Source organism: Micromonospora sp. NBC_00389, assembly GCF_036059255.1.
In the GTDB taxonomy this organism is placed as follows: domain Bacteria; phylum Actinomycetota; class Actinomycetes; order Mycobacteriales; family Micromonosporaceae; genus Micromonospora.
The window spans coordinates 2,152,644-2,177,547 of the sequence record NZ_CP107947.1; the positions used below are offsets into that span (position 1 = coordinate 2,152,644).

At 70.3% G+C, this 24,904-nt stretch carries 25 protein-coding genes and 2 pseudogenes; 18 read left to right on the forward strand and 9 right to left on the reverse strand.

Annotated features, from left to right (window positions below; translation table 11 throughout):
- The first annotated feature begins 95 nt into the window (after positions 1-95).
- Positions 96-1,163, forward strand: coding sequence for a DUF2855 family protein (locus OG470_RS10280; RefSeq protein WP_328423078.1), 1,068 nt, complete (start codon positions 96-98; stop codon positions 1,161-1,163).
- A gap of 38 nt (positions 1,164-1,201) precedes the next feature.
- Here the strand turns inward: OG470_RS10280 and OG470_RS10285 are convergent, their stop codons facing one another.
- The 3 genes from OG470_RS10285 to OG470_RS10295 all read right to left on the reverse strand — a co-directional run bounded on the left by OG470_RS10285 (position 1,202) and on the right by OG470_RS10295 (position 3,326).
- On the reverse strand, positions 1,202-2,002 hold the full coding sequence (locus tag OG470_RS10285) for an SDR family NAD(P)-dependent oxidoreductase (RefSeq protein ID WP_328423079.1): 801 nt from the start codon (positions 2,000-2,002) through the stop codon (positions 1,202-1,204).
- 83 nt (positions 2,003-2,085) lie between these two features.
- On the reverse strand, positions 2,086-2,892 hold the full coding sequence (locus OG470_RS10290; RefSeq protein WP_328423081.1) for a SigB/SigF/SigG family RNA polymerase sigma factor: 807 nt from the start codon (positions 2,890-2,892) through the stop codon (positions 2,086-2,088).
- Positions 2,893-3,140: 248 nt separating this feature from the next.
- Positions 3,141-3,326, reverse strand: coding sequence for a hypothetical protein (locus tag OG470_RS10295; protein ID WP_328423083.1), 186 nt, complete (start codon positions 3,324-3,326; stop codon positions 3,141-3,143).
- 349 nt (positions 3,327-3,675) lie between these two features.
- Between OG470_RS10295 and OG470_RS10300 the strand changes: the two genes are divergently transcribed.
- Together OG470_RS10300 and OG470_RS10305 are read left to right on the forward strand one after the other, a co-directional pair.
- Positions 3,676-4,221 carry an RNA polymerase sigma factor gene (locus OG470_RS10300; RefSeq protein ID WP_328423085.1) on the forward strand — a complete coding sequence of 182 codons (546 nt, stop codon included), beginning with the start codon at positions 3,676-3,678 and terminating at the stop codon, positions 4,219-4,221.
- Positions 4,146-5,564 (forward strand): glycoside hydrolase family protein, encoded by a 1,419-nt coding sequence (locus tag OG470_RS10305; RefSeq protein WP_328423087.1) that lies wholly within the window; start codon positions 4,146-4,148, stop codon positions 5,562-5,564. The genes OG470_RS10300 and OG470_RS10305 overlap by 76 nt, the downstream gene beginning before the upstream one ends.
- A gap of 11 nt (positions 5,565-5,575) precedes the next feature.
- On the opposite strand, the gene OG470_RS10310 is transcribed toward OG470_RS10305, so the two are convergent.
- Entirely contained in the window at positions 5,576-6,136 is a 561-nt protein-coding gene (locus OG470_RS10310; RefSeq protein ID WP_328423089.1) for a GNAT family N-acetyltransferase, read from the reverse strand.
- Positions 6,137-6,272: 136 nt separating this feature from the next.
- Here OG470_RS10310 and OG470_RS10315 point away from each other — a divergent pair, with 136 nt between their 5' ends.
- The 6 genes from OG470_RS10315 to OG470_RS10340 all read left to right on the forward strand — a co-directional run bounded on the left by OG470_RS10315 (position 6,273) and on the right by OG470_RS10340 (position 14,183).
- Positions 6,273-6,995 (forward strand): siderophore-interacting protein, encoded by a 723-nt coding sequence (locus OG470_RS10315; protein ID WP_328423091.1) that lies wholly within the window; start codon positions 6,273-6,275, stop codon positions 6,993-6,995.
- Positions 6,996-7,087: 92 nt separating this feature from the next.
- On the forward strand, positions 7,088-8,575 hold the full coding sequence (locus OG470_RS10320) for an MFS transporter (RefSeq protein ID WP_328426263.1): 1,488 nt from the start codon (positions 7,088-7,090) through the stop codon (positions 8,573-8,575).
- Positions 8,576-8,654: 79 nt separating this feature from the next.
- Positions 8,655-9,824: an ATP-grasp domain-containing protein gene (locus OG470_RS10325; RefSeq protein WP_328423093.1), complete on the forward strand. Its 1,170-nt coding sequence runs from the start codon at positions 8,655-8,657 to the stop codon at positions 9,822-9,824.
- The gene (locus OG470_RS10330; protein ID WP_328423095.1) at positions 9,821-11,446 is read left to right on the forward strand and encodes an IucA/IucC family protein; all 1,626 of its coding nucleotides are present in this window, start codon (positions 9,821-9,823) and stop codon (positions 11,444-11,446) included. The genes OG470_RS10325 and OG470_RS10330 overlap by 4 nt, the downstream gene beginning before the upstream one ends.
- The gene (locus OG470_RS10335) at positions 11,443-13,041 is read left to right on the forward strand and encodes an IucA/IucC family protein (protein ID WP_328423097.1); all 1,599 of its coding nucleotides are present in this window, start codon (positions 11,443-11,445) and stop codon (positions 13,039-13,041) included. The genes OG470_RS10330 and OG470_RS10335 overlap by 4 nt, the downstream gene beginning before the upstream one ends.
- Positions 13,038-14,183, forward strand: coding sequence for an alanine racemase (locus tag OG470_RS10340; protein WP_328423099.1), 1,146 nt, complete (start codon positions 13,038-13,040; stop codon positions 14,181-14,183). Before OG470_RS10335 ends, OG470_RS10340 begins: the two co-directional genes overlap by 4 nt.
- A 72-nt stretch (positions 14,184-14,255) precedes the next feature.
- On the opposite strand, the gene OG470_RS10345 is transcribed toward OG470_RS10340, so the two are convergent.
- The gene (locus OG470_RS10345) at positions 14,256-14,444 is read right to left on the reverse strand and encodes a hypothetical protein (protein ID WP_328426881.1); all 189 of its coding nucleotides are present in this window, start codon (positions 14,442-14,444) and stop codon (positions 14,256-14,258) included.
- Between OG470_RS10345 and OG470_RS10350 the strand changes: the two are divergent.
- From OG470_RS10350 to OG470_RS10360, 3 genes and pseudogenes are all read left to right on the forward strand, one after another.
- Positions 14,422-15,234, forward strand: a pseudogene (locus tag OG470_RS10350) (RNA polymerase sigma factor); the annotation flags it as partial. The gene OG470_RS10345 and the pseudogene OG470_RS10350 overlap by 23 nt on opposite strands.
- Positions 15,235-15,434: 200 nt before the next feature.
- Positions 15,435-16,865 (forward strand): MFS transporter, encoded by a 1,431-nt coding sequence (locus tag OG470_RS10355; RefSeq protein WP_328423101.1) that lies wholly within the window; start codon positions 15,435-15,437, stop codon positions 16,863-16,865.
- Between the two features lie 101 nt (positions 16,866-16,966).
- Positions 16,967-17,821, forward strand: coding sequence for an alpha/beta fold hydrolase (locus OG470_RS10360; protein ID WP_328423103.1), 855 nt, complete (start codon positions 16,967-16,969; stop codon positions 17,819-17,821).
- A 12-nt stretch (positions 17,822-17,833) separates the two neighbouring features.
- On the opposite strand, the pseudogene OG470_RS10365 reads toward OG470_RS10360, so the two are convergent.
- Together OG470_RS10365 and OG470_RS10370 are read right to left on the reverse strand one after the other, a co-directional pair.
- Positions 17,834-18,224 (reverse strand): annotated as a pseudogene (locus tag OG470_RS10365) (transposase); the annotation flags it as partial.
- Positions 18,225-18,279: 55 nt separating this feature from the next.
- Complete coding sequence (locus tag OG470_RS10370) at positions 18,280-18,993, reverse strand: TetR/AcrR family transcriptional regulator (protein ID WP_328423105.1); 714 nt, start codon at positions 18,991-18,993, stop codon at positions 18,280-18,282.
- 3 nt (positions 18,994-18,996) lie between these two features.
- On the opposite strand from OG470_RS10370, the gene OG470_RS10375 reads away from it, so the two are divergent.
- Genes OG470_RS10375 through OG470_RS10385 form a run of 3 tightly spaced genes read left to right on the forward strand, consistent with a single transcriptional unit; the run spans position 18,997 to position 21,067 of the window.
- Positions 18,997-19,692 (forward strand): NAD(P)-dependent oxidoreductase, encoded by a 696-nt coding sequence (locus OG470_RS10375; protein WP_328423107.1) that lies wholly within the window; start codon positions 18,997-18,999, stop codon positions 19,690-19,692.
- Complete coding sequence (locus tag OG470_RS10380; RefSeq protein ID WP_328423109.1) at positions 19,689-20,291, forward strand: pyridoxamine 5'-phosphate oxidase family protein; 603 nt, start codon at positions 19,689-19,691, stop codon at positions 20,289-20,291. The genes OG470_RS10375 and OG470_RS10380 overlap by 4 nt, the downstream gene beginning before the upstream one ends.
- Positions 20,273-21,067, forward strand: coding sequence for an endonuclease/exonuclease/phosphatase family protein (locus tag OG470_RS10385; protein ID WP_328423111.1), 795 nt, complete (start codon positions 20,273-20,275; stop codon positions 21,065-21,067). The genes OG470_RS10380 and OG470_RS10385 overlap by 19 nt, the downstream gene beginning before the upstream one ends.
- A 36-nt stretch (positions 21,068-21,103) precedes the next feature.
- Here the strand turns inward: OG470_RS10385 and OG470_RS10390 are convergent, their stop codons facing one another.
- Positions 21,104-22,429: an IS4 family transposase gene (locus OG470_RS10390; RefSeq protein WP_328423113.1), complete on the reverse strand. Its 1,326-nt coding sequence runs from the start codon at positions 22,427-22,429 to the stop codon at positions 21,104-21,106.
- A gap of 555 nt (positions 22,430-22,984) precedes the next feature.
- Here OG470_RS10390 and OG470_RS10395 point away from each other — a divergent pair.
- Genes OG470_RS10395 through OG470_RS10405 form a run of 3 tightly spaced genes read left to right on the forward strand, consistent with a single transcriptional unit; the run spans position 22,985 to position 23,704 of the window.
- On the forward strand, positions 22,985-23,164 hold the full coding sequence (locus tag OG470_RS10395) for a hypothetical protein (protein ID WP_328423115.1): 180 nt from the start codon (positions 22,985-22,987) through the stop codon (positions 23,162-23,164).
- Between the two features lie 28 nt (positions 23,165-23,192).
- Positions 23,193-23,342: a hypothetical protein gene (locus OG470_RS10400; RefSeq protein ID WP_328423117.1), complete on the forward strand. Its 150-nt coding sequence runs from the start codon at positions 23,193-23,195 to the stop codon at positions 23,340-23,342.
- Positions 23,339-23,704, forward strand: coding sequence for a hypothetical protein (locus OG470_RS10405; RefSeq protein ID WP_328423119.1), 366 nt, complete (start codon positions 23,339-23,341; stop codon positions 23,702-23,704). The genes OG470_RS10400 and OG470_RS10405 overlap by 4 nt, the downstream gene beginning before the upstream one ends.
- A gap of 257 nt (positions 23,705-23,961) precedes the next feature.
- Here OG470_RS10405 and OG470_RS10410 read toward each other — a convergent pair whose 3' ends face one another.
- Positions 23,962-24,903, reverse strand: a complete 942-nt coding sequence (locus OG470_RS10410; protein WP_328423121.1) for a DMT family transporter — start codon at positions 24,901-24,903, stop codon at positions 23,962-23,964.
- Between the last annotated feature and the right edge of the window lies 1 nt (position 24,904).

The window sequence follows — 24,904 nt, forward strand, 5'->3', positions numbered from 1 at the left end:
CGGCTCCTGAGCAACGGCCTCCTGAGCAACGGCGAGTGGGATTTTGCACCCGCAGTGCACTTGTCTCCGTTTCGGGGGCTGTCTAGCGTCAGACCATGGCTGACTCGTGGACATTCGCCGTGGCCCGTGACGACCTCGGTCGGAGCACGCTCGTCGAGGGCGCGACGCCGGCTCTGTCCGACGGCGAGGTGCTGTTACGCGTGGACCGCGTCGGCCTCACCGCCAACAATGTGACCTACGCGGTGCTCGGTGACTCGATGCGTTACTGGCAGTTCTTCCCGCCGGACCCGCGCGGGCTCGGGCGGGAGTGGGGGCTGCCGCCGTTGTGGGGCTTCGCCGAGGTGATCGCGTCGCGGGTTCCGGAGGTCGCGGCGGGGCTGCGGGTCTACGGCTACCTCCCGCCAGCCGGTCACCTGGTGGTGCGGCCGGACCGAGTGGACGAGTCCGGGTTCCGCGACGCGAGCGCGCACCGGGCGGGGCTGCCCTCGCCGTACAACGTCTACCGGTCGACCACCGGCGACCCGGCGTACCGGGCGGACCAGGAGGACCTGCTGATCCTGTTCCGGCCGCTGTTCTTCACCTCCTTCATGCTGGCCGATCAGATCGTCGACAACGACTTCTACAGCGCGGCGTCGCTGGTGCTGTCATCGGCGTCCAGTAAGACCGCCTATGCCGCCGCGTTCGAACTACACGGTCGTGGCCCCCGCCTGGTCGGGCTCACCTCACCCGGCAACCTCGCCTTCACGCGGTCACTCGGCTGCTACGACGAGGTCGTTGCCTACCATGACATCGGCGTCCTGGACGCGGTCCCGACCGTCTATCTCGACCTGTCCGGCGCGTCCTCGACCCGAGCCGCTCTGCGCGGGCACCTCGGCGATCAGCTCGTCCGGGACATCGCGGTCGGGCTGACCAACCAGACGCCGAACGCCGACGCCGCCGAGGAGGTGTTCTTCGCACCGGTTCAGATGCGCAAGCGCAGCCTGGACTGGGGCCGCGAAGGGCTCGACCAACGGTTCACCGAGGCCTGGCGACGGTTCACCGGCGTGGTGAGCGGGTGGCTCGACGTCCAGGTCGGTACGGGACCCGAAGCCCTGCAGCACGCGTGGCTCGAGGTCCTCGCGGGTCGTACGCCACCGCGCGTGGGCCACGTCGTCCAGTTCTGAACGGCTCATGGCCGACGCGTGCCGGCGGCGGTAGCCGGTTACGGGATGATCGCGTCGACGTAGCCGCCGTCGACCCGGACGGCGGCGCCGGTCGTCGCGGAGGCGAGGGGAGAGGCGAGGTAGGTGACCATGTTGGCGATCTCCTCGGGCTCGATCAGCCGCTGAAGCAGGGACTGCGGCCGGTGCAGCCGCATGAACTCCCGCTGCGCCTCATCCCACGGCAGGCTGTCGCCCACGAGTTCGGAGACGAAGTCCTCGACGCCGCCGGTGTGTGTCGGCCCGGCGAGCACCGAGTTGACGGTCACGCCGGTGCCGGCGGCAGCCTTCGCGAACCCGCGCGAGACGCCGAGCAGGGCCGTCTTGGAGACGCCGTAGTGGATCATTTCGGCCGGGATCACGACCGCCGAGTCGCTGGCGATGTACTGCACCCGCCCCCAGCCGCGTTCCATCATCGCGGGCAGGTAGGCGCGGGTCAGCCGGACGCCGGCCAGCACGTTCACCTCGAAGTAGCGACGCCACTCGTCATCGGAGATCTCCAGCGCCGGAGTGGGGCCGAAGATGCCGAGGTTGTTGATCAGAATGTCGACGGTGGGCAGCAGGTCGAGCGCCCGCGCCGTGCCCTCGTCGCTGGACACGTCGGCATCGACCTCGATCACGTCGGCGCCGGGAACCTCGCTGCGCAGCACCACCGCTGCCCGCTGTACGCCAGCGGCGGTACGGCCGTTGACCGCCACCCGGGCCCCGGCGCGGGCGAGCCCGGTGGCGATGGCGGCACCGATTCCCTGGGTAGAACCGGTGACCAGCGCGGTCTTTCCGGCAAGATCGATGTGGACGGTCATGGTTGTCCTGTTCGTTGGCACTTCCCGGCGGCCCCGGGTAGGGGGACCGCCTCCGGCAACCTTGACCGTAACGGTGCCGGTGGTCAGAAGGCGTTGTCGTCGGAGAGGTGGCGGCGCAGAGCGGCCAACGATCGGGTGATCAGCCGGGAGACGTGCATCTGTGAGACGCCGATCCGGTCGGCGATCTGGGCCTGGGTCAGGTTGCCGTGAAAGCGCAGACTCAGGATCTCGCGCTCGCGTTCCGGCAGCGTGGCGAGGGCGGGGCCGAGGGCGACGCGGATCTCGACGCGGTCCATTTCGTGGTCGTCGGCGCCGAGGGTGTCCCCGAGCTCCCGGTTGCCGTCGACACCGACCGGGGTGGACAGTGAGGTGGCCCGGTAGGCGCGGGCGCCTTCCAGTCCTTCCAGCACGGTCTCCTCGGACAGCTCGAGGTAGGTCGCGATGTCGGCCACGGTCGGCGAGCGGCCCAACGTGTGGGTCAGGGTGCTGTTCGCCGCGCTGATCGACAGGCGCAGTTCCTGCAGGCGGCGGGGCACCCGCACGGCCCAGGTGCGGTCGCGGAAGTACCGCTTGATCTCGCCGATGATGGTCGGGATGGCGTACCCGGTGAAGTCGACGCCCCGGGTGGAGTCAAAGTGGTCGACGGCCTTGATGAGACCGAGTGCGGCGGTCTGGGCCAGGTCCTCGTCGGCTGCGCCGCGTCCGGAGTAACGGCGCGCCAGGTGGCGGGCGAGCGGCAACCACGCCTCGATGGTGCGGTCCCGCAGTGCCGGGCGGCGGGGGTCGTCGGCGCGCATCGCGGCCATCGCGACCAGCAGTTCATCCCCGCTGTGGACCGCGCTACGTTGGCTGACGCGCGTGCTGGTCGCCGGTTCGAAGGTAGTGACCATGGGATGGTCCTTCCCGCATGTGCCCGTCGATCGGGTCGACCGGAAGATCTCCGAACCGGCTGTCACCGGAGCGCACGGACGGGCGGGGTGCGCTGTCGCAAGGCCACGAGCACGGGCCTCGCCACCGCGTCATGTCGTTCCACTTGATGGGCGGAACGATACCCGAAAGAGTGACTTATTACTAGCCGAAAGTAGGATGGCCGCCTGGCAGACGGACTATGCCGTGGAGCGGCGGTAGTCCCGCCAGATCAGTCGCGCTGATCCGGGTTGTCGCCGGCCTGTGCGGTCGGCCGGCTCGCGTTCACCGCGAACGGGTGGCGCAGTCGCCGCATGGCCTCCTCGCTGCCGTCGAAGGTCACGCCCGGGTCGTCGAGCCCGTCGGCGCTCGCGGTGGCGAGAAACAACGCCGGTCGATCACTGTTGTTCGAAGTCATGAAAGGGTCCTGTCTTCAGCAGAGGGGGTGCACCCGGGCCGTCGGCAATTCCTGCCGCACAACCTCGCGATAAACCCGGCGCTCACTCTGGCGCCAGAGCACGGTGTCTCGATCGCGGGCGAGCGCCCGGCGACACCTACACACGCACCATACCCGGCGTCGCCGTCGACCATGCGCCGCCATCGGGAGCCATCCACATCCGCCCTGACTCGCACCCGGGCGGTAGGTGGCCGACAGTTGTCTCTGGAGAATTCCGTAATCCGACCCGCCGCCACCGGTCTCCGATCAAGAGGGTGTCCGCGCGCACAGCGCTAGCGCCCTGACGATGAGCGCAGAAGGAGTGAGACCCATGTCGTCAACCGGTCGAGGACAACCCGACACCGGGTTGGTCGTCGCGGCCCGACAGGGCGACCAGCGCGCTCTCAATGACGTCGTAGCGGCCTCCCTCCCGTTGGTCTACAACATCGTCGGCCGGGCGCTCCGCGGCCACGCCGACGTCGACGACGTGGTCCAGGAGACATTGGTACGGGTGGTCCGGCACCTGCCCGCGCTCAACGACCCGGCAGCCTTCCGGTCCTGGCTGGTGGCGATCACCATCCGTCAGGTGCGTGACTGGGAGCAGCGCCGACGGGTCGCACTCAACCGCGACGCCGGGCTCGATGCGATCCACAACGTGCCCGACCCGGCCTCCGACTTCGCGGCGATCACCATCCTCCGGCTCGGTCTCACCGACCAACGACGCGAGGTCGCCGAGGCGACCCGCGGCTCGACCCGGACGACCAGGAACTGCTGTCGCTCTGGTGGCTGGAGGAGACCGGCGTGCTCGCGCGGACCGAGGTCGCCGATGCGCTCGCGCTCTCCCCAGGCCACGTCGCCGTGCGGATCCACCGGATGAAGGAACAGATCCAGAGTGCGCGGGCCGTCGTCCGCGCGCTACGGACCCGCCCCGGCTGCCCGGACCTGCGGGCCGCGGCCGTCGGGTGGGACGGCACCCCCAATCCACTGTGGCGCAAACGACTGGCCCGGCACGTCCGGGACTGCGCGTCCTGCGGGCGCCTGGGCACCGGCCTGGTGCCGATCGACCGGCTGCTCGCCGGTCTGTCGCTGCTGCCGCTGCCGGCCAGCCTCAGCGCCCACTTCCCGAGCGCGGCCCTTCCCCCGGCCGCCTCGCAGGCCGTCGGGTACCACCCCCCGGACCCGACGGCCGGGCACACCGCCGGGACGACCCCACCCGGCGGTGTGCCCGCCGACATCGGCAGCGGACAGGGCATCGCCAACCTGGCGGTGAACCGGCCCCGCGGCCTGCTTCCGGCGCTGGTCGGTGGCGCCGCAGCCGTCATCCTCGCCCTCACCGCGTTGGTGGTGATCCGACCGGACGATCCGCCCGCACCCTCGTGGGCCGTCCCGCCCGCCGTGACACCTGCCGCCGTCCCATCCCCGAGCGGCGCGCCGTCACCGAGTGCGCGACCGTCGTCGAGGGCGCCGGCCGCACCGGCGGTCAGTTCGACGAGGAAGGGCGTCGGGGTGTGGAACTTCGCCGGGGTCAGCCAGGCGTTGGCGAACTCGAAGGCCGGCTGGTACTACACCTGGGGCACCCAGCGCCCAGGGATCAGCAGTCCGCAGGGTGCGACATTCGTACCGATGATCCGCGGCGCGGAGAATGTCACCGCCGCCGATCTGGCCCGGGCCAGGGCGGCCGGGCCGTACCTGCTCACGTTCAACGAACCGGACCTGCCCGAGCAGGCGAACATGACCGTCGAGCGGGCGCTGGACCTGTGGCCGCAGTTGATGGCGACCGGAAGCAGGCTGGGCAGCCCGGCGGTCGCCTGGGGCGGGGCCGACCCGCAGGGCTGGCTCGACAGGTTCATGACCGGCGCGACCACCCGCGGCCACCGGGTCGACTTCATCACCCTGCACTGGTTCGGTGCCGAGTTCACCACCGCCACCGCGGTGAACCAACTCAAGCAGTACCTGCAGGCCGTGTACCAGCGGTACAAGAAGCCGATCTGGCTGACCGAGTTCGCGCTGATCCGCTTCGACGGCGGGCGCCAGCAGTTTCCCAGTCAGGAGCAACAGGCGGCCTTCCTCACCGCGGCCACCAGCATGCTGGGCCAACTCTCCTACGTGCAGCGCTACGCCTGGTTCGGCCTACCCGCCACCGACAAGGACCGGTCCGGGCTGTTCAGCGACGGCACCGAGGCGACCCTGGTCGGACGCGCGTTCCAGGCCGCCCGCTGAGCAGCCGACGGTCAGGCCGACGTCGGGTGGTTCGACTCAAACCGGGCGCGCGTCAGGAACGCGAGTTGGGCACGCTTGTCCGGCATGTCGATCTCGGACCCGAAGGTGAAGCCCTCGCTCTCCAGCCGGCGTAGCGCGAGGTGGTTGCGGACGTCCGGCTCGACCACGATCCGCTGGGCAGCGGGGTCACGGAACAGGAAGCGGGCGAGGGCGGGGCCGACGGCGCTGGTGATGCCCTGGGCGAGGCGCCGGTCAGGGCTGAGCAGCAGGTGCATCCCGACATCGCCGGGCCGCACCGGGTAGCGCTCGCCGACCGGGTCCGCCTCGGGCTGATAGGTCTGGAAGAGGCCGACCGGTTCCGCGTCGATCATGATCAGGTACGCGTGGTGCGTCGGCAGGCTGTCGACGTACGCGTAGATCTCGCGTACCTCTTCCAGGGTGTGCGACCCCATGCCCCAGAAAGAGTTGCGGGGCCGGGTCACCCAACTGTGCAGCAGTTCGGCGTGCAGGTCGGGTTGCACGGTTACCAACGACAACTCGCCGAGGCCCGAGATCTTCTCCTGGTATGTCATGAGGCGCCGTCCCTTGCTGCGGAGTGGTGAGTGGCTCATCGGTGCGTGGCACCGAGGCGAGAGGAATGCATGTTCCGTCGGGCGCTCAACTTAGGTTACCCTGCCCTAATGAAGGCTGACCTTACTTGGAGGGTGCGTGAAACGGAACTGGGAGGCCCTGGTCCTCAAGGCCATGGGAGGCCGGGACTTTCGGTTGACCGTGCTGGGCACCGAGTCGGTCGGAGGGCACTACCAGCGGCTGCTCCTGGACGGTGGCGGCCTGCTGGAGGCGTGCGGGGTTCACCCCACCATGTGGATCCGGCTGTGGTTCGACAACGACGGCCGGGCGCACCAGCGTGCCTACACGTTGGTGGACCCCGACCCGGCCACCGGCCGATTCAGCCTCGAATTCGCCATCCACGACGGCTGCGCCGCCCGCTGGGCCACCACGGCGCAGGTCGGCGACACCATCGGCGCCACCGTCCAGGGCAGCGCCTACCAACTGCCCGACCCCGCGCCCGAGCACCTCTACCTCGTCGGCGACGCGGCGTCTCTGCCAGCGGTGAACAGCCTGCTCGACGCCGGCGCCGACATCCCGGCGACGGTCTGGCTGGAGTACGCCCACGAGGGTGAGAAGGCACTCGCGCCACGGGCTCGGGCGCACCACGACGTCACCTGGGTGCCCCGGCGCGACGCGGGTCAACACCTGGTCGACGCGGTCTGCGCCACCCTGCCGGCCAGCGACACCGCCCACTACTGGGTGGCCTGCGAGGCGGCCAGCACCCGCGGCATCATCCGGCACATCCGCCGTACCCTGGGCGTCGACAAGAGCCAGCTGATCTTCCTCGGCTACTGGAAAGCCGCGAAGGCCGTGGCGTGACCCCCGCTGGCCGACGCGGAGCGGTCGTCGACACGTCGACGAACACCCACGCGGCGGTTCAACCGACCGCCGCGCTCACGGCATCGACCCGGTTGCCCCACCGGTGGCTCATCCTGGCCGTGCTCTGCGTCGCCCAACTCGTCGTGGTGCTGGACAACACGGTGCTGACCGTGGCGGTGCCGGTACTCACGACCGAGCTGGGCGCCAGCACCGCCGATGTGCAATGGATGATCAACGCGTACGCGCTGGTGCTGTCGGGTCTGCTGCTCACCGCCGGCAGCGCCGCGGACCGGTACGGGCGCCGCCGGATGTTGCCCGCCGGGCTCGTCCTGTTCGGACTCGGCTCGCTCGCCGCCGGGCTCGCCACCACCAGCGGGCAGTTGATCGCCGCCCGGGCCGGAATGGGCGTCGGCGGTGCGCTGCTGGCCACTTCCACCCTCGCGATCGCCATGCAGGTCTTCGACGGCGCCGAGCGGTCCCGGGCGATCGGCATCTGGGCCGCCACCAGCGCGTTGGGCTTCGCCGTCGGGCCACCGATCGGTGGCACCATCCTCGCCCACCTGCCGTGGGGCGCGATCTTCCTGATGAACGTCCCCATCGTGCTGGTCTGCCTTGTCGCCGGCCGTGCGCTGATACCCGAGTCCCGCGGCCCGGCCGGTGGCCGCCTCGACGTGGTCGGCGCGGCGCTCTCCACCGCCGGACTGACCGGGGTCGTCTGGTCCATCATCTCCGGGCCGGACCGGGGGTGGGCGTCGCCCGAGGTGCTCGGCACGGCAGCCGTCGGCGTGCTCCTGCTCGGGCTCTTCGTCCGCTGGGAGCGGCGGATCTCCGACCCCATGCTGGACATGCACTTCTTTCGGGACCGGCGCTTCGTCGGCGCGGTCTCCGGGGTCGTCCTGATCACGTTCGGGGCCACCGGCGCGCTGTTCCTGCTCACCCAGCACCTGCAGTTCGTCCGCGGCTACCCCGCCTGGGAGGCGGGCCTTCGGATGGCACCCTTCGCCCTGTCCATCGTGCTGCTCAACGTCAGCGGCGTCGCCGCCGCCCTGATCCGTCGGCTCGGCCTGGCGGCCGCCATCGCCGTCGGCATGACGCTGCTCGCGGGTGGCCTCGCGGTGATCACCCTCGTCCCCTCCGACGGCTACGGGCTGCTGCTGGGTGGGCTGCTCATCATGGGCGTCGGCTGCGCGCTGGCCAACCCGGCGATCGTCGAGGCGGTGATGAGCGCGATCCCGGCGGAGAAGGCCGGTGCCGGTGCCGGCGTCGACGGCACCATGACCGAGGTCGGCAGCAGCCTCGGCATCGCGGTGCTGGGCGCCGTGCTGAACGCCCGGTTCGCCGCCCTGCTGCCCGCCGCCCTGGCCGGCGCCGGGTCGTTCCCCGCAGCGCTCGCCGCTGCCAGCGAGGGGCCGGAGCGGGAGGCCGTCACCGTCGCCTTCGCCTCGGCGCTGGAGACCGGGCAGACGGTGGGCGCTGCCGCTGTGCTCGTCGGTGGCCTGGTCGCCGCCGGGCTGCTGCACCGGGCGCAGCGGTCGGAGTCCGTGCGCCCCGGGCCAGCCGATCCGGCCGTTGGCAGATAGTCAGGACAAGCCGCTTACATCCTGACAATAAGGGTAGGCTACCCTAATCACGACGATCGTCGCCCTCGACGGAGGCCGTATGCGGCTGTACATCACCGCGCTCAACCCCACCGACGCCGTCCTGGAAGGGTTCCTCCCAGCGGCGGCCGCACTCGAACTGCCGGTCACCGTGCTGACCGACCGGCCCGAGCAGTGGCCGGCCGAGGTGCCGGTGGTGCGGTGTGCGATCCGGGACGCGGCAGCGGTGGTCGCGGCGACAGCAGGGGACCGACCGGCGGCGCTACTGTCCAACAGCGACCACCTTCAGGAGGTCACCGCGATCGCCGCCCGCAAGCTCGGCCTGCCCGGCAACGATCCCGACGCCGCCCGGCTCTGCAAGGACAAGGCCGCCACCCGCCGGGCGATCGAGGCTGCCGGGCTCGACCTGGTCCGCGCCGTCGCCGTCGACCCTGGTGTCCCACCCGCCGTGCCGGGCGAGATGTTCCCGGCGGTGGTCAAACCCCGCGAGGGGGTGGCCAGCGAGGACGCCTACCTGGTGGCCGATCACCGAGAGCTGGACGCCCGGGTCGCAGAGATCCGTGGCCGGCGGCCGGATGTGGCACTGGTGGTCGAGGAGTACCTCGCCGGGGAGCTGCGGACACATGACACTCTCGGCGACGGTACGGCGCTGGCTGTCCTCGGCGGGTGGCGCACCCACCTCGGCCCGCCACCGACCTTCACCGAGGAGAGCCTCGACTGGTCGCCCCCGGCGGAGCAGATCAGCACCCAGCTTCGGGCGTGCCTCGACGCGCTCGGTGTCGGCCTGGGCGCCTGCCACACCGAGTACGTCGTCCAGGACGGCCGGGTCCGGCTGATCGAGGTGAACTACCGCCTCATCGGCGACCGGATGGACCTGATCCTCGCGGAGCTGCTCGGCGTGCCGCTGTTCGAGTACGTCATCCGGCTGCACCTCGGCGAGCCGCTGGCCGCCCTCGACCTGCCCGCCACCGTCGACCGGTACGCCCGGGTCGAGTACGTCTGCGCGGACCGGTCAGGCCGGCTCACCGCCGCACCCGGCCCACTGGACACGGTCCACGGCGAGGTCCGGTTGGGCTGCCGACCCCTGCGCGAGCTGGGCCGGATCGCGGACCGTACCGGCACGAACCGCGACTACCTCGCCGCGCTGCACGCGATCGGCCCCGACCAGGACACCGTCCGGGAGTCGCTGGCCGCCTTCCACCAAGGGTTGCAGTGGACGATCGTCGAGTGAGCGACGACTGCGAGCGGGAGGTGTTCGTCCGGGTGCTCGACGCCCTGCTGCGCGAGGACCACCTCGGTCTGCTCAGCCGAGGCCGGCCGGACGGCCCCGACAGGTGGGAGGTGCCGCACGGTGCCGGGCTGCTGCGGATACCGGTCCGCGCTGGCGGCTTCCAGCAGGCCCTGCGCAGCGCCGCACCGATGGTGCACGTCGTCGTGGACGGAGACACCCGCCGGACGGACACCGTGGAGGGGCTGCTGACGTTGCTCGCTCCGCACGACGACTCCGAGGCCGAGGCAGGCTGGCGGGACTTCGGAGCCGAGTGCCGAGCCGACCTGCGGGCGCGACGGCTCGCCACCGCTGCCCGGCCACGGGTGCTCGCCGAGGTGGCCGTCGAGCGCGCGATCACCCCCACGGGTATGCCGGCGGCGCTCCTGGACGACGTACTCGCCGCGCACCACGGTCATCCGGTCTACCCCACCGACCGCTCCCGTCCGGGGCTCAGCGACGACGAACTGCTCCGCTACGCCCCCGAACACGCGCCGCGTTTCCGGCTGAGCTGGTACGCCGCCTCCGCCGAACAGGTGCGGCTCACCGGTGATCTCCCGCCGTGGTGGCCGCGGGCACAGCGCCAGGATCAGCTGCTGATGCCGGTGCATCCGCTCATCGCGGCACGCGACGCGCTACCGGTGGCGGACCTGCCGACGTTCTCCGCGCGGCCCACCCTCTCCATGCGGACGGTGGCGCTCGACCACGACCCGTACGTTCACCTGAAGTTGCCGCTGCCGACAGCGGGCCTCGGCGCCCGCAACCGGCGGACACTGGACCCGGGCTCGCTCGCCGACGGCGCGGCGGTCGCCGGGCTGCTCGACCGGATCGCCAGCGCGGAACCAGCCTTTACCGGCCGGATCCGGCACGCCGACGAGAGCACCTACGCACACGTCGACGGCGACGAGCGCCGCAGTTTCCTGCTGCGCCGCTTTCCGCGCGACCTGACCGGCGTGCACGTGGTGCCGGTCGCAGCCCTCGCCGCACCCGACCCGGTCGCGGGCACCGTCCTCGAACGCATCAGCGCCGGGCAGCCCGAGAGGGTGCTCGGGTCCTACCTGGACCTCCTGCTCGACTGGCATGTCTGTCTCTGGCTACGCCACGGGGTGGCCCTTGAGGCGCACCCGCAGAACATCCACCTGCTGGTGCACCCCGACGGGTCGATCGGCCTGCTCTACAAGGACAACGACGGCGCCCGACTGGACCTCCGGCATCGCGGTCCCGGCGGGCTCCCGCTGCGGGACGACCGGATGTGGGCGCGCGATCCGCAGGAGCTCGCCGACGTGTTCATCACCATCACCCTGCACCTGGCCGCGGCGGCGCCCCTGATCGCCCTGGCCGCCCGAGGCCTGCCCGTGCCGTCACCGGCCGCCGCGCTGGCACCCCGGCTGGCCGCAGCCCGCGACCGTTGGGGCGACGGGCCGGCGGTGCGATCCTTCACCGAGGGGGTTCTCCAGGCGGCCCGACTACCCATCAAGGCGATGCTCACCGCCGGCACCCTGCTGCCCAAGCAGCGGCTGGGCTGCGCCGACATCAACAAGTACTACCGGCGCACCGGCCCGAACTACCTACAGGAGACACGATGACGAGCGCACAGTTGCGCTCCCGGCCGGGCCTCGACACCAGCCAGCGCGCCGACCTGGCCACCGCCCACGCCGTGTTCGGCTGTCTGCTGCGGGAGATCGCCCTGCCCGACGGCGACACCACCGTGGCCGGCGGTGCCGCGCGTCTGCTGTTGCGGCACCTCGACGTGACGCTGCGCTGCGCCGTCGCGCGAACCTCCCCGCTCGGCGCGCACCGCTACGCAGGCCCGGTGCAGCGGATGGCCGACGACGGCCGGTGGGAGGACCTGGACGCGGACGGGTTGGCCACGCTGGTCGCGGCGGAACTCGCCGCCCGTACCGGCCTGGTGAACGACGAGTTCGTCGGGCAGGTCCGGGCCAGCCGCGACACGGTGGCCCGGCTGCTGGCCGAGCGCCCGGCAGAGGACCCCACTCCCACCGGCGAGCCGGCCATCGACGCGTACGTCGACTCCGAGCAGTCGCTGGTCTTCGGCCACCCGCACCATCCGGCGCCGAAGTGGCGCAGCGGTGATCCGGACATCTGGCGGGGGTACGCGCCGGAGCTGCGTACCGCGTTCCGCCTGCACTGGCTCGCCGTGCCGGACGACCTCGTCGCCGGCGCCGGGCCGTTCGACCCGCTCATCGCCGCCCTCGACCCGCCGCGCCCCCCGGCCGGGCACCGGGTGCTGCCGGTGCACCCTTGGCAACTGTCGCTGATCCCGCCAGCGCATCCCCGGCTGCGTCACCTGGGTGCGTCCGGTGTTCCGGTACGGCCGACGGCGAGCGTCCGCACCCTCTACGCCCCCGAGGCCGATCTGTTCGTCAAGACCAGCCTGCACGTCCGGATCACCAACTGCCTGCGCAAGAACGCGCGGTACGAGCTCACCGGCGCGGTCACCCTGACCGACCTGCTGGCCAGGGTGCCGATGCCGGCCGGGGTCGGGCTGCTGGCCGAGCCCGCCTACCGCACGGTCGACCTCCCGGGAGCGGACGAGGCGTACGGGACGATCCTGCGCACCGGCCTGCGCCCGCACCTGCGACCCGGGGACACTCCGATCCTCGCGGCGGCGTTGGCCGCCGCGCCGCTGGCGGTACCGGATCCGGTGGCCTGGTGGCGGGCGTACATCGGGCTGCTGGTGCCGGCGGTGCTGCGCTGCTGGCTCAGCCACGGCGTCGTGCACGAGGCACACCTGCAGAACGTGGTCGTGGTGCTCGACCGGGAGCGCCGTCCGGTACGGATGCTGCTGCGCGACCTGGAGGGGGTGAAGCTGGACACCGACCGGTGGGTCACCTGGCCGGACGGCGTCCCACCGCAGGCCGGCTACGGTCCGCGGGCCGCTCGCCGCCGAATCGTCTACTGCCTGTTCGTCAACCACCTGGCCGGCGTCTGCGGTGCGCTCGCCGACGCGCAGCCGGCGATCGAACGGTCGCTGTGGCAGGAGCTCCGTGCCGTCGTCGCGGCGGTGGCCGCCGACCTCGGCGAGCCGCCCGAGCTGCGCGGGCTGCTGAACGGGGAGCCGCTGGTGGCCAAGGCGAACCTGCTGGTCCGGTGGCGACGCGACGCCGACCGGGCCGCGCCGTTCGTGCCGGTGCCGAACCCGATGGGCGGGCCACGGTGACCCGACCGGTCTACGTCCACGACCTCGACGGGCTGGCCGCGCACGTCCGATCCATCCGTGCCGCGCTGCCACGGCGGGTGGAGCTGCTCTACGCGGTCAAGGCGAACCCGGATCCGGGGGTGCTGCGTACCCTGGCTCCGGTTGTCGACGGGTTCGAGGCCGCCAGCCGCGGCGAGCTGCGGAGGCTGTCCGAGGTGCTGCCGGGGCAGGAGCCGGCCGCGTACGCCGGGCCCGGCAAGACCGACGAGGACCTCGCCGCCGCCCTCGCCGCCGGGGTGCACCGCATCCACGTCGAGTCGCCGACCGAGCTACGGCGTCTCGGCGCACTGGCCGCCGCCTCCGGCAGGTGGGCCCAGGTGCTGCTGCGCGTGAACCTGCCGGTTGACGCGCCCGGGGCGAGCCTGGTCATGGGCGGCGGACCCAGCCCGTTCGGCATGGACCCGGCCGACGCGGTGGAGTGTGCCCGCCGCCCACCTGCCGGCATCGAGGTACGCGGAATCCACGCCCACCTGGCCAGCGGGCTGGACGCCCCGCTCGCCGGCGAGGTCGCCGCTGCCGTGGTCCGCTGGTCCGTCAGCGAGATCGATGCCGCCGAGGTCGACGTCGGCGGTGGCATGGCGGTCGACTACGCCGACCCGACGGCACGGTTCGACTGGGTGAGCTACGGCCGGGCGCTGGCGGAGGTCGTCGACGCGTACACGCACCTGCGGCTGCGCATCGAGCCGGGCCGGTCGGTCACCGCCTACTGCGGGGCGTACCTCACCGAGGTGATCGACGTGAAACGCTCCTACGGCGAGTGGTTCGTGGTGGTGGCCGGCGGCACCCACCACCTGCGCACACCCGTGGCGAAGGGTCACCCGCAGCCGTTCCGCGTGCACCGGCGACGGGGTGTCGACGTTCCACGGACCGACGGAGGGCCGGTCACCGTGGTCGGGCAGCTCTGCACCCCGAAGGACGTGCTGTCCCGCTCGGCCACCGCGGGGCCGATCGGCGTGGGGGACGTGCTGGCCTTCGCCATGGCCGGGGCGTACGCCTGGAACATCAGTCACCGCGACTTCCTGCTGCACGAGCCGCCGCTGTTCCGGACCGGTGACCCAGATGAACTCGCCGCCGACTGGGCGGCCCGACCGCTGGGGTCGTGACCCCGGCAGGGGCTGGATGCCGGTGGGCCGTCGGAGCGCAGCGCGCCGACGGCCCGTGGTCGTCAGTTGCCGTCAGCCGTTGTCGATCAGGCTGGCGATCTCGTTGTAGATGAGGTGTGCCTTCGCGCCCTGGTTCGACGGGCAACCGCCGAGGTGGTGCAGGGCGATCACCCGGTGGCTGGCGTTCAGCACCGGCGAGCCCGAGTTGCCGCCGGAGGTGTCACAGCTGTAGCTGATGTTCCTGGTGCAGGGGACCACCATGGAGCAGCGGATCACCCGCGCGAAGGCCAAGATCAAGGCGGCCCGCATCCCGTATCGGATGCCGTCCGCGGACGATCTGCCGGCTCGTGTCTCCGGCGTACTCGCCGTCCTGTTCCTCGTGTTCAACGAGGGCTACCTGGCCAGCGGCCCCGACACCGACCCGGTGCGACACGACCTGACCACCGAGGCGATCCGGCTCACCCGCCTGATCCGCGCGCTCCTGCCGGACGACGGCGAGGTGGCCGGCCTGCTGGCGCTGATGCTGCTCACCGAGGCTCGCCGCACCGCCCGCATCTCGGCCAGCGGCGAACTGATCGCCCTCGACGAGCAGGACCGTGGGGCCTGGGACACGGACCTGATCGCCGAAGGTCACCGGCTGGTGCGCGAACGCCTCGCCGCTGCCGCCGCCGGGGAGGCCCCGGGTCGCTACCAAGTCCTCGCCGCGATCAACGCCGTGCACACCTCCGCCCGCGACATCCGCGACACCGACTGGTCACAGGTCCTCGCCCTCTACGACCAACTCGTCCGCCTCGACCCCTCGCCGATCATCGCCCTCAACCGGGCCATCGCCGTGGCCGAGCTCGACGGACCGGAGGTGGCGCTGGCCATCGTCGACCGCCTCGCCGAGGCGTTGGCCGGCTATCACGCCTACCACGCCACCCGCGCCGACCTGCTGCGCCGGCTCGGCCGCAGTCAGCAGTCGCGCGCGGCCTACGACAAAGCCGTCGACCTGGCGGGCAACACCGCCGAGACCGCCAACCTGACCCGCCGCCGCGACCAACTGCGGTAGCACCCACGGATCCCGATCGAAACTCCGCGCAGCGGCGACCGGCCCCGGGGCGCCCCGCCGATGCATCCCGCAACCGGCGAGAGGCGCGCCTGACGTTCTGGAAAAGATCTCGAAGGCGGTGTCGGATCGGACCCGGGGTGTTCGTAGTGGAGGTGAGGCCGCCCAGGAGGGCGCCCGGGGGTAAGGGAAGGACGTTCCTCATGACCACCTTGACGGAGCCGAGCACAGTCACCACACGCCGCTCCAGTCGCCGGATGTGGGCGATCCTGGGGCTGGTCCTGCTTGCCGACGCCATCGACGTGATCGATGGGACCATCACGAACATCGCGGCCCCCACCATCGCCCGCGAGCTCAACGGCGGTGAGAGTCTGATCAAGTGGTTGGGACCGGCGTACATGCTGGCCATGGGTGTCCTGCTCCTGATCGGCGGACGGCTGGGTGACAAGTTCGGCCAACGCAGGCTCTTCCTGATCGGCATGGGCGGGTTCACCCTGGCCTCAGCGGTCATCGGGTTCTCACCCGATCCGACCCTGCTCATCGCCGCCCGGGTTGCTCAGGGAGCGTTCGGGGCCATGCTCATCCCGCAAGGCATGGCGATCATGACGAAAGCGTTCAGCCGCGACATGCTCGCCAAGGCGTTCGGGCTGTTCGGCCCGGTTCTCGGTATCTCCAGTGTCGGCGGCCCGGTCCTGGCCGGATTCATCATCGACGCCGACCTGTTCGGCCTGTCCTGGCGCCCGATCTTCCTCGCGAACATCGTCCTTGGCGCTATCGGGCTGGTCATAGCCGTCAAGATCCTGCCGCGTGACGACGACGGCGACCGGGCCACCGTCGTCGACGGTTGGGGCTCCGGCCTGCTCGCGGTCACCATGCTCGGTCTGCTGTACGGCCTGATCGAGGGCTCGACCAACGGCTGGAGCGCCGTCGCTGTCGCCTCGATCGCCGCCGGCGTCCTGTTCTTCGCCGCCTTCGCCTACCGTCAGCGCACCGCAACCCACCCGCTCATCAAGCCCTCGCTGTTGAAGAACCGAGGCTTCACCTCCGCAATGATCGTGGGCCTGGCCGTCTTCGCCGCCGCCACCGGCCTGTTCTTCGTGCTGTCGCTGTTCCTGCAGGAGGGACTGCACGCCAGCCCGCGGGACGCCTCGCTCGGCCTGGTGCCGCTCACCCTGGGGCTCATCGCCGCCAGTTTCGCCGCCATGGGCGGCCTGGTCGCCAAGCTCGGTCGCAGGCTCGTCTCCATCGGCCTGGTCGTCACCCTCGTCGGTTGTGGTTGGGTCCTGGCCCTCGTCGATCACTCCGGGACGAACGTCAGCCTCTGGGCGCTGGCCCCGGCGTTCGGCGTCATCGGCCTCGGTACCGGCCTCTGCTTCGCCACGATCCCCACCGTTGCCCTCGGCGACGCGCAGCCAGACGAAGCCGGCAGCGCCAGTGGCTCGCTCGGCTCGATCCAGCAACTCGCTTCAGCGATCGGCTCGGCCGCGGTCACGTCGGTCTTCTTCCAGGCCGCGACCTCCGGACTGGCCCATGCGATGAACGTTGCCCTCATCGTCGTTCTGGCCGTCACCGCCCTCAGCCTGCCGATCGTCGCCCTGATGCCCCGCAAGGCGCCGCAGGAACCCAGCCATTGAGTGATCCCGGTCGCGCGTTCGTTCGGCCGGTGGGTTTCGATCAGGCCGATGAGTTTCCGGGCGCTGGTACGTACCAACTGATGAATCGGAAGGAGCTGAACATGCAGATCAAGGTCAACGGTGTCGAGTTGTGCGTGGAAACCTTCGGGGACCCGGCGGATCCGCCGGTGCTGCTGGTCGGCATCACCGTGCTGAGCTGGCCGCAGGAGCTGTGCACGGCGCTGACCGGGCGGTACGTGGTGCGCTACGACCTGCGCGACGCGGGCCTGTCGACGTTTGTCGACCCGGACGCGCCCACCTACGACCTGCGCGATCTGGTGACCGACGCGTCCGAGCTGGTGGTGGCGCTGGGTCTGGGGCGTACGCACGTGGTCGGGATGGGAATCGGCGGTTTCATCGCGCAGCTGCTCGCGCTCGACCATCCCGACCGGCTCGCGTCGCTCACGCTGGTCTCCACCCGTCCGGTCGCGCCCGGGCTGGTCGATCCTGACCTGCCCGACCACGCGCCGGAGGTGATGGCGCAGGTGTTCGGGCGTACGGGGCCGGACTGGACCGATCGCGACAGCGTGATCGGGTACATGACCGGTTCCGCGCGGCTGATGTCCGGGTCGCGGGGATTCGACGAGCAGGACGTACGGGCGGCGGTCGGGTCGGTCTTCGACCGAGCGCGACGCACGGCGAAAGCCCAGCGTGCGAGCCATCTTGGCAGCATGTTCGCGGCCATCGACTGCCGACCGCGGTGGCGCGAGCGGCTCGACGAGATCACCGCGCCGACCCTGGTGGTGCACGGGGACGAGGACCCGTTCTTCCCGCACGGCAACGGGGTCGCGCTGGCCGCGGAGATCCCGGGCGCCACGCTGCTCACCCTGCCCGGCATCGGTCAAGGCGTGCCGCGCGTGACGTGGCCGGCCGTCGTGGACGCCCTGCTGCGCCACACCTCCCAACGGCCGCTGTGACCCACGCCAACCGTCGTGTTTCAACTCGTCCCAGTACCGCCGTGAGGTGAGCCGGAACGTGTTGCGGATCAGATGGATGATGCAGACGTCTGCACGATCTTCGCGGTCACACGTTCGTGACCACCTCCGGCAGGCCTTTCAGGCCGTCGCAGACGAGGAAGAACACGTCCTTCACGCCCCGGTTACGCAGGTCGGTCAGCACACTCGTCCAGAACCTCGCACCCTCACCACCGGTGCCGGCCCAAAGCCCGAGGATGTCCTTCTCCCCGTCGAGGGTGACCCCGATCGCCGCGTAGAACGGCCGGTTCGCGACCTGCCCGTTCCTCGCCTTGACCACGATGGCGTCGATGAACACGGCCGCGTAGATCTCGTCCAACGGGCGGTGCGACCAGTCGGTCATCTCAAGACAGCCCATTCAAGACGATCTCCAGAGACAGAATCCTTGACGATGTCACCCTCTATTGGCTGACGCGGACCGGCGGTCGGGCCGGTCGGGATGGAAGGCCGGCGCGGTGCGGAGCGCGGGCGTGAAGCGCGGCGCGCAGGGCCGGGCCGAGGATCCGCCGCACGTCGGCGGCGGAGAGATCGGCGATGGGCGCGAGCGGGTTGAGGTGCCTCGTGAAGATGAGACCGCCGATCACAGCGACCGCCGCGGTGGCGCGTTCGGTCGCGTCAGGGCCGCCGAGAAATTCAGCAATCCGACCAAGAAGTTCACGTTCCAGATATTCCCGCAGTGCGCGCATAGTGTCGTCGTCCTGCAGCGCGATCCGGTTCTCACTCGGGGTGGTGGCGCCCCACAGGCTGGTGACGGCAGCCAGGAGCCGGTCGGCGAGCCCGGCCTGATCGCCGCGCAGTGCATGGTCCAGCGCGGTCGACTCGACACACAGCAGGTTGAGGCACTGCCCGAACAGGCCCTGTTTGGAGCCGAAGTGGTAGCTGATGAGTGCCGAGTCGACCCCCGCCGCCACGGCGATCGCACGCACGGTCGTGCCCCGGTAGCCGTGCTCCAAAAATAGGCCACGGGCGACCTCGGTGATGCGGGCCTTGGTGTCCGGGTTGCCGCGGGGCCGGCCCCGAGATTTATTCATCACGGTTGAATACTGCGGGGACCGGGCGGCAGTGTCAACGCCATCAATGCCTGGCACCACCGGGCCACAGCGAGAATCGAGCACCTCATGCGCACTGTCATCTTCGGCGCGAACGGCCCAACCGGCCGCCGGCTCACCGACCAGGCCCTGGCCGCCGGGCACGAGGTCGCCGCGGTGACCCGCCGTCCGGGCAGCATCCCGGCCCGCGCCGGACTCACCGTCCTCACCGCCGACATCACCGACCCCGCCGCCGTCGACAGGGCCGTCGCCGGCAGCGACGCAGTCCTCTCGGCGTTGGGCGTCCCGCCCACCCGCAAACCCATCACCGTGTACTCCCACGGCGCGGCCAACATCATCGAGGCCATGCACCGACATGGGGTGAAGCGCCTCGTCACCGTCAGCTCCAGCGTCATGGACCCGACCTGGCGACCCACCGGCGAGCACTTCTTCAACCACGTCATGGACCCACTGATCAACCGACGGGTAGCCCGGACCGCGCACGCCGACATGCGCCGGATGGAAGCCATCGTCGGCTCCAGTGACCTGGACTGGACGATCGCCCGACCGTCCGGGCTGTTCGACCACCCGACCGTCACCGACTACCGGGTCGCCCAGGACGTCGCCGACGGACTGTTCACCGCCCGGGCCGACCTCGCCGCAGCCATGGTGGCGCAGTTGACCGACGACCGGTTCGTCCACCGCGCCATGGCCGTGATCACCACCCGGGTCAGGCCCAGCATCCTGGGTCTGATCTGGAACGAGGCCGTCAAGAAAAAGTTGTGACGACGCTCCCGAGCCTGTCGACCCGTGCCAGGGCGTTCCTCACCGGGCCGCACGTCTGCACCCTGACCATGCTGCGACCCGACGGCTCCCCGCACGTGGTGGCGGTCCGGTTCACCTGGGACCGGGCCGCCGGCCTCGCCCGAGTGCTGACCGTCGCCGCCAGTCGCAAGGCCCGCAATCTGACGGTGAACCCGGGCAGCCGCGTCGCGGTCTGCCAGGTTGAAGGCTTCCGGTGGCTGACCCTCGAAGGCACCGCGACCGTCACCGACGACCCGACCCGGATCGCCGAGGGGGTGCACCGGTACACCGAGCGCTACGCGGCCCCGCCGCCCGAACCCCTCGGCCGGGTCTTGATCGAGATCACCGCGACCGGGTCCTCAGCCTCAACCTCTGATGTCCACGCCCCTTGGCGACGGCGATGGATGCGTCGACGCGCACAAGTAGCCGATGACAGGACATCCGTCGAGCGGCGTACCCGTCCGAATCGCTGCACCTCCGGCGCATTAAAATCGAGTCCCTGCCAGGCAGGCAGGGGCGGGCGGCGGGTAGGCGTCGACTCAGAGATGGCAGGTGTGTCGTTTTGCGGATCGCGAGTGTAAACGCCTGGGGTGGCGCGCTGTACGACGAGCTCATCAAGTGGTTGCCCGACAGCGGGGCGAACATCGTCTGCCTCCAGGAAGTGACTCGGACTCCTGGTCTGACCGGATGGACCCGCTTCGAAGACGGTGACTGCATCCTGCCCCAGCGAGCTGACTTGTTCGATGATGTCCGCATCGCGTTGCCGCACCATCAGGCGACCTTCCTCGCCAGCGACTCAGGACCTGTGCATGACGACAAGGGCGTCCGGCATCGACAAGACTTCGGTCTCGCGACCTTCGTCGCCGAGCAACTGCCGGTCATTGGTGTCGACTCCGCCTTCGTGCACGGCCAGTTCATCGACCATGATGCGTGGACAATCACAGACCGTCCACGCATCGCACTCGCGATGCGCACCGTTGACCGCGCCGCCGGCCGGTCGGTGTGGGTAGTGCAGGTACACGGATTACGCGATCCGGTCGGCAAGGCTGACACCCCAGCGCGGCTCCGCCAAGCGGAGCGACTCGCGGAACTCGTGAACCGGGTACGCAGTCCGCAGGACCTGGTGGTGGTCTGCGGTGACTTCAACCTGTTACCTGGCAGTGAGACATTCGACGTTCTAGCCGAAATCGGCCTGATGGACCTGGTCGGCGCGGCCAACACCCGGACGTCTCATTACCCTAAACCGATGCGGCATGCGAGCTACCTGCTCGTCTCCGATCTCGCCGCCGTCAAGCAATTCGAGATCTTGACCGAACCAGAGGTCTCCGACCACCGTGCCCTGATCCTCGACATCTAGCTCCAACGCCGTTCAGTTAGGCGGTTGGTGTGGGCGTCAAGGGTCGGGGATGACGATGTCGATGCTGGTGGTGGCTTGATAGCTGCGTCGGTCGATGTTGGGGCCGCGGGCTTGGTATTTGCTGTTCGAGCGTTTGATCATGCGTGTCTTGGTGCGCAGGCGGCGGTCGGGGAGCAGGTGGGCCAGAACATCGGCGCCGATGACGCCGACCAGGTCGATGGCGGTGTCGGCGATGACGCCGGCGGCGTGCACGATCTGGTCGCGGGCGGTGTTCAGGGCGGTGGTGAAGCTGGCCCGGTCGGGGTCGAGGCCGGGCCGGCTGTCGGTGGCGTCGACCATCGCGGTGCGGAGCAGTTGGTAGGCGCTGAGCAGGGCGTAAATTTCTTGCTGAACGCCGTCGGGGGTGCGGGCGCGTAGGACACGTCCGCCCAGGATCGAGGATTTGAGTTCGAGGTAGGCGGTCTCGATCTCCCAGCGCTGGTGGTAAAGCCGGATCAGTTCGGCGCCGGGATGGGTGACTGGGTTGAGCAACGTGGTGATCAGTCGGTAGCCGCTGGTGCGGGTGTCCTCGGTGGTGGTGATGCTGATCTGCGCGTCGATGACCCGGATCGGCAGCCCGCCGATGATCGAGGAGAAGGAGCCGTCGCGGTGGCGGCGCAGAGTCGGCAGTTTGCGGCCGTTCTTGCAGCGGATGAGCAGGTGCGCGCCGGTCGCGGCCAGGGTGGTGACCAGGTCGGCGGCGGCGTAGTTACGGTCGGCCAGCAGCAGCATCCCGGGCCGCAGGCTGCGGGCGAGGTGGCGGGCCTGGTCGAGTTCGCCGGTGCTGACCGGGTCGAACACGGCGTCCAGGACCGAGCGGGTGCCGCAGGACAGCAGGGCACTGAGCCGTAGTTGGGGGTAGCCGGAACCGCCGTTGTTGCATCGCTGTTTGGCATAGCGGCTGGTGTTCGCGGCTGAGTCCGCGACCGTCAGGAGGGTTCCGTCGATCACCGCCAGCAGCAGACCACGCCAGCGCACCTGGGCGGCGCTGGTGGCGGCCGGGCCACGCAGCAGATCGAACAACGCCCGCACCGGTTGCGGGCCGAGGCGTTGCCGGGCCTGGCGCAACGCGCTGCCGCTGGGCGAGACGATCGGCAGGCCGGACAACCCGCTGGTCACCTTGCGCCATACCTGCTGGTATCCCAGTTCGGCGAACAGGCATCCCGCGAGCAGTAAATACATCACGACCCGGGCCGGCAACAGCCGGACCCGTAACTCGGTACGCCTGGTCGAGGCTAGGACATCATCGACCATCTCGAACGGCACCAGACGAGTCAACTCGCCCAGGTGACCCGGCGCGAACACACCCGCGGCTACCGTCACCGTCCGAGTTATGGCAATCTGATCAGCCAGCGGAGCTCCAGGTTCAAGGGCGTCTTAGAGTGACCACCCTCTATACCGGAGCTCCGCTGCTTCGTCTCCACGACACGCTTGACAACCCACCACGCCGCCTAACTGAACGGCGTTGCATCTAGCTCTAGCTGGCGTGGGCTCGTCGCAGGCACGTACGAATCTGCCGCCGACCGGGCGTCGCGTTGAGTGACGGACCGCGATGGTGGCCTGCGCCGAAGTCGAATATGGCCATTCGTTGTCCGAGGCGACGTGGATGGTGGCTTCGTAGCGCACAGCAAACCCTGTCGAACGCGGTCGTGATCGCCCGACTGCATATCAGGCGGTTGATGCCGCACTCAATGGTGTGTCGCTGCTTGTAGAGCCCCGGGTCGACGGCCGGTGGTCGGCCGTCGACGGGGTGGTCGCCCTCAAACTGCGGGCTGTCGCCATGCTGCCCTGTCAACACGATCGACGTCGGCAACTCCCCTGTTCGCACGCCGGATGCACCTTCGTGTCACCCGCCACGGGAGCGATAACATTCTGCGCGTGACGCGCCCCGTACTGCTCCCGGGCATCGGCGGGCGCAGCGCCGCCGCGACGGTGGGCTGGTATGCGGTGCTGTTCGCCTCTTGGACCGTGTCGGACAGCTACCTGCCGCCACCCGAACCGAGTCCCTTCTTCACGCTCAGCCCGGCGTACTTCCTGATTCCCGCGTGTTCCTCGTAGGTGGCGGTGAAGCCGGTCGCTGGCGGGCGTGCTCAGCCTGCTCGTCTCGTTGGTGGTCGTATCGGTCATGGCGCGCCTACGGTTGCGGTCACAGCTGCTCGTCGGCGCGGTGGCGACGACGGCCGGCTGGGTCATCGTCGGCGGCGTTGCCGCGATGCTGTTCCGGGGTGCCGAGTGATCCGCCGCGCAGCCGGTGCCGGACCGGCCGTGCTCGTCGTTGGTTGGCTCTACGGTGGGGCGTTCCTGCTGCTGACCGGGGCCATGCTGTACTTCGACGACTGGCCCTCCGTGACCCGGCACGCCGGTGGGTACCTGTTGGCCGAGCTGCTCGTCGGGCTGCTCGTGCCGGTGGCGGGGCTGTTCATCGCCGCCGTGCTGCGCGGCGGTCGCTGGCTGCTCCGCTTCGGTGCTGCCCTGTGCGCGGTGCTGGTGGTGTGGGGCCTGGTGCAGCTGCGGCCGGAGTCCGAGCAGCCCTTCGAGCCCGGCGGGCGCGGCTGCTCCGTCCACAGCGGCGGCAGCAACACCTGCTCCGGCGGCTGACCCTGACGCGCCACGGCGACGGCGGCTCCCATCGACGAGCACGGAATCAGGCCGGGTGGCGGGTGGTGTGCGTCGGTGAGGACTGCTGCCCGTCGGGCGCGGACGGTCTTGGCTTGATCGCCTTGTACGGCGTTGGGGTGAGCAGCCCCAGACGGAGGACCCAGCTCCGGGTCAGACGGCATAATCGACTTGGAGGCGTCCTCCACGAATACGAACGTGCCGCCTGACTGTGCGTATGAGGTGCGGCAGGTACAGCGTCAGATTCTGGGCGTGGCCGGCGCCGCCGGGATTTCTTCCGGAGCCAGCGTCGACGGGGTCGGCTTCCTGAGGCGGGTCAGGCCGACCCCGACGAGTACCACCACCATCCCTGCGGCGATCCGGAGACTGAAACCCTCATCGAGCACGATGGCCCCCAGCGCCACCGAGACCACCGGCAGCAGATAGCCGACCGTCGCGGCGTTGGTGGCACCCTCGGCGGCGATGATCCGGTAGGTGAGGTGGAAGGTGATCCCGGTGGCTACGACGCCCAGGATGAGGACGACGATCAAGGTCTTCGGGCCGATCTCGATCGACGTCAGGCCACCGGCCGGCAGGGTCACTGCGGTCATTCCGGTCGCCGCGATGAGCTGCGCCGCGGATAGCGAAATGGTGGGGAAGCCCTTCCCGACCAGATTGCGGCCCATGTACGCGAAACCGATGGCGTAGCTCGCCGCCGCGACGACGATGGCGAGGGCGCCCCAGCCGACCGGCCCGGTGGTCTGCCATGGCGCGAAGATCAGCACTACCCCGGTGAACCCGAACAGGAGTCCGCCCAGCCTGACCGGGCGGAGCCCGCGCTCGGAGCCGATCACGACGCCGATCAGCAGGGACCACAGCGGGGTCGTCGCGTTCAGTACGCCGGCCACCCCGGAGTCGATGGTCTGCTGGCCGATGCTGAACAGGGCGAAGGGCAGGGCGTTGCAGAAGAAGGCTGCCACGCCGATGTGCCCCCAGGTCGCCCGGTCCTGAGGCAGCCGTCGACCCGAGCCGAGGCACGCGACCAGCAGGGTGATCGACCCGAGTACGCAGCGGCTGAGGGTGACCTGGACCGGAGTCAGGGCGTCCAGGGCCAGCTCGACCCAGAGGAAGGTCGATCCCCACAGCAGTGCGAGTACACCCACCCGCGCCCAAGCCCAGGTTTTGCCAGCGACACCGTTCACG

Excerpts from the sequence above, each read along its gene's own strand:
- OG470_RS10310 (WP_328423089.1), bottom strand. The coding sequence starts at position 6,136 with ATGACATACCAGGAGAAGATCTCGGGCCTCGGCGAGTTGTCGTTGGTA.
- OG470_RS10290 (WP_328423081.1), bottom strand. The coding sequence starts at position 2,892 with ATGGTCACTACCTTCGAACCGGCGACCAGCACGCGCGTCAGCCAACGT.
- OG470_RS10375 (WP_328423107.1), top strand. The coding sequence starts at position 18,997 with ATGCGCACTGTCATCTTCGGCGCGAACGGCCCAACCGGCCGCCGGCTC.
- OG470_RS10335 (WP_328423097.1), top strand. The coding sequence starts at position 11,443 with ATGACGAGCGCACAGTTGCGCTCCCGGCCGGGCCTCGACACCAGCCAG.
- OG470_RS10325 (WP_328423093.1), top strand. The coding sequence starts at position 8,655 with ATGCGGCTGTACATCACCGCGCTCAACCCCACCGACGCCGTCCTGGAA.
- OG470_RS10300 (WP_328423085.1), top strand. The coding sequence starts at position 3,676 with ATGTCGTCAACCGGTCGAGGACAACCCGACACCGGGTTGGTCGTCGCG.
- OG470_RS10355 (WP_328423101.1), top strand. The coding sequence starts at position 15,435 with ATGACCACCTTGACGGAGCCGAGCACAGTCACCACACGCCGCTCCAGT.
- OG470_RS10360 (WP_328423103.1), top strand. The coding sequence starts at position 16,967 with ATGCAGATCAAGGTCAACGGTGTCGAGTTGTGCGTGGAAACCTTCGGG.
- OG470_RS10345 (WP_328426881.1), bottom strand. The coding sequence starts at position 14,444 with ATGGTGGTCCCCTGCACCAGGAACATCAGCTACAGCTGTGACACCTCC.
- OG470_RS10295 (WP_328423083.1), bottom strand. The coding sequence starts at position 3,326 with ATGACTTCGAACAACAGTGATCGACCGGCGTTGTTTCTCGCCACCGCG.
- OG470_RS10280 (WP_328423078.1), top strand. The coding sequence starts at position 96 with ATGGCTGACTCGTGGACATTCGCCGTGGCCCGTGACGACCTCGGTCGG.
- OG470_RS10285 (WP_328423079.1), bottom strand. The coding sequence starts at position 2,002 with ATGACCGTCCACATCGATCTTGCCGGAAAGACCGCGCTGGTCACCGGT.